General features: G+C 48.6%; 4 protein-coding genes. All 4 read right to left on the bottom strand.

Going from position 1 to position 5,403, the window contains the following annotated elements; all coding sequences use genetic code 11:
- Window positions 1-249 precede the first annotated feature (249 nt).
- On the bottom strand, window positions 250-861 hold the full coding sequence (locus N5O98_RS26255) for an RteC domain-containing protein (RefSeq protein ID WP_004309735.1): 612 nt from the start codon (window positions 859-861) through the stop codon (window positions 250-252).
- 245 nt (window positions 862-1,106) lie between these two features.
- Window positions 1,107-1,520 carry a hypothetical protein gene (locus tag N5O98_RS26250; RefSeq protein ID WP_004315319.1) on the bottom strand — a complete coding sequence of 138 codons (414 nt, stop codon included), beginning with the start codon at window positions 1,518-1,520 and terminating at the stop codon, window positions 1,107-1,109.
- A 292-nt stretch (window positions 1,521-1,812) separates the two neighbouring features.
- Complete coding sequence (locus N5O98_RS26245; RefSeq protein WP_004309733.1) at window positions 1,813-3,120, bottom strand: sigma-54-dependent transcriptional regulator; 1,308 nt, start codon at window positions 3,118-3,120, stop codon at window positions 1,813-1,815.
- Window positions 3,101-5,403 (bottom strand): hybrid sensor histidine kinase/response regulator (locus tag N5O98_RS26240; protein ID WP_195664496.1); only part of this gene is annotated, 2,303 nt, incomplete at its 5' end. The genes N5O98_RS26240 and N5O98_RS26245, both read right to left, overlap by 20 nt.

Here is a 5,403-nt window from a genome sequence, read left to right as displayed (position 1 = left end):
AGAAGGCACAAAGAGTTTCAATTCCACGCTCCAACTGCCCGGTAGTTTCTTTGAACTCAACTGTCCCGCCTTCGGCTCCGGCAATCAGTCCATTCAATATTTCGAGGTTATCTATTTTCATCCGTCATTGATTAATACTTGCAAAGTTAATGATTTTAATCGGCTTTCCGGCAGATAATAGAGTGATTGTAAATGAAGAAGGATAAGAAACCGTATAATCCGGCCGCTTATCCTTTGTTTGGCATTCGTTTATCTCCTCATCCGCTCCAATTCATCGTCATGTCGCATCTTCGCGTTCAGTTTGTCCTGCATCTTTTCAAGGAAGTAGGTGCGACTGTCGCTTTTCCTGCGTTTGATGTCCGTATAGAAGCGGTAGCAGTCTTTGGACTCCACACCGAAAAAGGAATAGAGGACAGGGGCAAGCTCTTTCAGCGAAGCCTTGCCGCCATTGATGCAGCCGGTGGCGTAGAGGGCATAGATTAGTTCTACCAACTCGACGGCATTACCGGTCCATTGCAGGGCTGGGACTGTGGCTTTGGTTTCGGATGTGGATGTTAGTGGTGGCACGGAGGTAATTGCAGAAGCGGATACCATCTTCTGCATCTTTCGGATGAATGATAACGCCTTGCGGATATACACAGTGACGACATTCTCCTCCGATGCCGACAAGTTCTGCGGATGGTGCTGTAATTCGATTTCGGCAAAAGCCAACGCCACAATAATATGCTTGGCATCATTGCCGCCGTAGCACAGGTTTATTACTTCCTGCACGAATCCGCCGTATGCCGTTTCCGTGCTACCGTTGTCTTTTCCGTTTATCAGGGCGAAAAACTGTGTTTCCGCCAATATGAGATGGTTCATTATCTTTTCTGTTTTGAGGGTTTACACTTGTTTATCAGTGTGCGCACACTGATATATGGGCAAATCATAGCCCTAAACACGAGAAAAGATTGTGAGAAAATTGTACTACATTGTTTTTCAGAAAGATAAAATTCAAAAATAATTTTATCCTTGATTGCATCCCTTGTGAAATGTGTTCAGATTCTGAACATGTGTTCACTTTCTGAACACGGAAATTCCGCCAAGATGTTCATAATCTGAACATTTTATGCCCGTGGCTCTTTATGATAGGTAAGCCGGATTACTCCGTCCCTATAAGTTTTGTTCTCCATAAGCCGCCAGTCATTCATAGGTAGTGCTGACTTGAAAAAATGCGCTCCGTTTCCGTCGATGGTTGGAACAACGTATAGTATGATTTCATCTATCACGTTCATCCGTAACAGTCCGTTGGCATATTCGGTATTCCCGGCAGTTACTTCCAACAAATGGCAAATGCTTCCACCTTCCTCTCTCCATTCTTGAAGCACGGATACCGAATAGTCGGATGTCAGCTTATACAGGGCATTGGCACGTATTTCATCCATACCGTAATCTTCGGTTTGAAGCAACCGCTTCCGGGGATGCAGTTTCATCGGACAGCCATCTATTGAGATAACGGCAAGTAATTGTATTTTCGCCATAACGTATTTCCTTTCCTTTTTGGCGAGGCAAAAAAGTAGCGTGCAATTCACACTACTTTCAAGCGATGGCTCTGGTAAAGCCTTTACGGAGAGTACGTGAATGCACGCTATGCGTAGGCATAGCATAAGCATCACGCAATCGTCTCCGTAGTTTCAATTTGCCAGATTTTCGCTCGAAACGCCTTGCGGTCTTATGTCTATATCATCGGCGAAAAGTTACCCAATCGCCTGCTATTTTCTGAAATACAATTGCAAAGTTAATCAATTATTGCCATTTACAGCCATACTCCGGTCAGTTTTCTTCATTCAATCCATATTCTACCAATTTATTATACAGCGTTGTCCTGCCGATACCCAGTATCTTTGCAGCCATTTTCTTGTTACCGGCTGCTTGTTTCAAAGCACGCAGGATACGTCCTCTTTCTTCATCCCCGCTCTTCAATGTAAAACAAGCGGAAGTAGCGGACGGTTCATTGTCAAGTTCCAAATCGGCTTCGGTTATCATATCGCCTTCTGATTGCAGGACTGCCGTCTGTATCTTCTGTTTCAACTCGCGCACGTTGCCCGGCCACGCATGGGCGAGCAGGGCATTACGGGCAGATGCGGCAAAACCTTTTACTTCACGTTCCAACTCACGGTTTGCCATTTCACGGAAGAACTCGGCCAATGGCATGATGTCTTCCGGGCAGTCGCGCAAGGGCGGCATGGTTATCACATACTCCTGCAAGCGATAGAGCAAATCCTGCCGGAACCGCTTTTCCGTTACGGCTTTCTGCAAATCCTCGTTGGTTGCAGCCACTATCCTCACGTTGGCTGTTTTGTCCTCCTTTGCTCCGACGGGACGGTAACGGCGTTCCTGTATGGCGCGGAGCAGCATCTGTTGCATCTCCATTGTTAGGTTGCCCACTTCGTCAAGGAACAGCGTGCCGCCATCCGCTTCCAGAAAATACCCCGTCTTGTTTGCTTCGGCACCCGTAAACGCGCCCTTGACGTGTCCGAAGAAGGCGGATTGTATCAATGACGGGGACAAGGCTCCGCAGTCCACTGCCACAAAAGGTTTATCGGCAAGTTTGCTTTGTTGGTGTATATGTTGTGCGATATGTTCCTTGCCCGTACCGTTCTCGCCCAGTATCAGCACGCTCATCCGGGTGGTGGCTACAAGGCGCACACGTTTCTTGATTTTCTGATAGGCTTCGCCCTGCCGGACGAATATCGGAATGTTCCATTGTAGTCGCTTTTCATGTTCTTTTTGCAGGGTGCGGATAAGCGGTATCAGTTTATCCTCCAACAACTGTTTCTGTATGTAATCCTTTGAGCCGAGCTTCATACTTTCCACTGCCGTATGCACCTCCCCGTAATTGGTCATAACGATAAACACCTGTTGTTTGTCGTTGGCACGCATCCACCGTAACAACTCTATGCTTTCACCGTCGGGGAGGCGTAGGTCGGCAACGACAATATCATCCACCTCTGACTTTACCAATAGTTTCTTGGCAGTGGCAAGATTATATGCCGACATAGTATCGAAGCTGTCTTTCTTCAGCAGGTTGCAGACATAATCGTTATAGACGGGGTTGTCCTCAATCACAAATACTTTCATCCGACAACCTCCTTTCCTTTTGCGCAAGTTCTATGATAACTGTTCCCATACGAAGCATGGCATCCACGCATTTCCGCAATTCCATTTCGGAACATTCAGATTCTTGATGCAGCAGTTCATACAGGTTCCACAAGGGTTTGTCAGCACGGATAACAGCCCATGAACTTCGCTGACGGTGTATCCATTCGTCCAACGCCTTGCGGTCATTCCTCTCCATGATTTCCCGGACAGCCTGCATATCCTTTTCTGTTTCGGTTATCAAACGGTCGAGCATCGCCCGTTTGTCACCATATGCAAGCAGAGAGGACAAGTCGGGAAGTTCATCCTTGTCCGTACTTGTCAAAAGGCATTTGTCTGATACAGCAACCAGTTCGGAAATGGAAAATGGCTTGAACAGGCAGGCGGTAAATCCATTTTCCAACAGCTCCTCTTCGCTGCAACTGCCGGAGGCGGTCGCCACGACAATGGGAATCTCTTTCGAGTTGCTGACACTTGACGAGCGTAACAACTCCAACACCTCATAGCCGTTAATCTCCGGCATCTTCATATCGGTTATCATGAGGTCGTATGTGTGCTGCCGCATGGCTTCCATTGCATCGCCAATAGTGGTGAACGTGTCGCAATGCACACCTATACCAGCATACATTTCCTTTGTCATGGATAATACCATCGGATTGTCGTCCAATACGATGACAGAATAAGGTCTTTCTATATGAGCCAGACTTTCTGCGGCTGTCTGTTCTTCAATACCAATATCGGCAGTGTTCATTGGCAACTCCACAGTAAAACGACTGCCTTCTCCTTTTTCGCTTTCCAAGCGTATAGTGCCGCCAAGCATACCGACAATCTGTTTCACAATGCTTAACCCCAATCCGAAACCGTCTTGCGTGGCGGCGTTGGAAAGCCGCTCGAACGCTCCGAACACTCGCTGTTGTTCTTCCGCACTCATGCCGGTTCCGGTGTCCTCTACTACAAGGGTCAGCCTATTGCCGTCATAGCTTATGACAAGTGAAACGCTTCCGGCATTCGTGAACTTGACGGCATTGCCCAGCAGGTTGTCGCATATCTGTATGATGCGCTCCTTGTCGCCATTCAGGATAATACCCTCCGGGCACTCGATGGTAAGTTTAAGATCTTTTGCTTCTGCTTGTTGCGTAAACTCCGTTTGCAACAGCTCCGCGATGTTTTCCAAACGAAACGGACGGACATTCGCCTGTTCCTTGCCGCTGTCCAAGCGGAAGAAGTCAAGCAGGGAGTTGAGCATGTCGGTCATTCTCTTGGAGGCTTGCAGGATATTGTCCGCATAACCGCTTATCTTTTCTTCTTCGTTGTCCTGCATCAGTTCCGCATATCCATGTATGGCAGTCAGTGGTGTGCGTAGCTCGTGGGTGATGGTGTGCATCGCTTTCTTGCGTGAGGCTATCAACGATTCGTTTTGTTTTACGGACTTTTGCAGTTGCCCGATTAAATCTGTTGTCTTACGTTTGTACTGCTTGATGCGGGTGGCATAGCGGTGAATGATGATGTATGAAATAATGAGCAACAGCAGCATGACACCCGTTATGATACCTACCTGCAAGAACGACTTTTCACGCATAGCGGATATTTCCGCCTCACGTTCCTGCAAGTCAGCCTGCACCTTGTGGTCCATCTGCTGGATAAGGGTTTGCAGTTGGCGGTTCAGTTCCGCATTGCGGCTGGCAAGGCTGTCGGCATATTCCGACAGACGATGGCTTTGGGCACGTTGTTGCGCTATCATATCACGGTTCAGTGTGTAGAGCATCGTGGTGGTCGTCGTCGGAGGTGCTTCCTGTTTCTTGCCGAACAACCCGAGAAAACCTTTCCTCCTCTGTTTCTTCGGCTCTTCCTGCCTGCTCGTTTGCACTATCACCGGCACCTGCTTGGCTATCCGGCGGTTGATGTCCGCCTGTTGTTCCAGAGCCTCCATGATGGCGCACAGCCGCTTTTCCTTGTCCTCCAGCAAGTGGCGCACGCTGTCTATGCGCACCGATTCGTAATGGCTCTTGAAGCGGCAAAGCATACTATCCACCGTCATCCGTTGCCGCCGGTATGCCGCCACATCCTTATCGTCCCATTCCAGCACCGACTCGCCCAAAAGAGACAACTCCACCACACCCACATACGCATCGTGTGTTTCCTTGCGGAAGCGGTTGATTTCACGGTTCTCCCGTTCCAGCAACTCCAAGTCGCGCCATTCTCCGAGCCACGTGCAGATGATGCCGCCCACCAGCAGGACTATCAACAGATAGCCTGCGGCAAGCA

It is taken from the genome of Bacteroides sp. LFL-34 (assembly GCF_027257075.1).
GTDB lineage: Bacteria > Bacteroidota > Bacteroidia > Bacteroidales > Bacteroidaceae > Bacteroides > Bacteroides ovatus.
The sequence above is the reverse complement of the archived record's forward strand: the minus strand, read 5'-3'. Positions and strand labels throughout refer to the sequence as shown.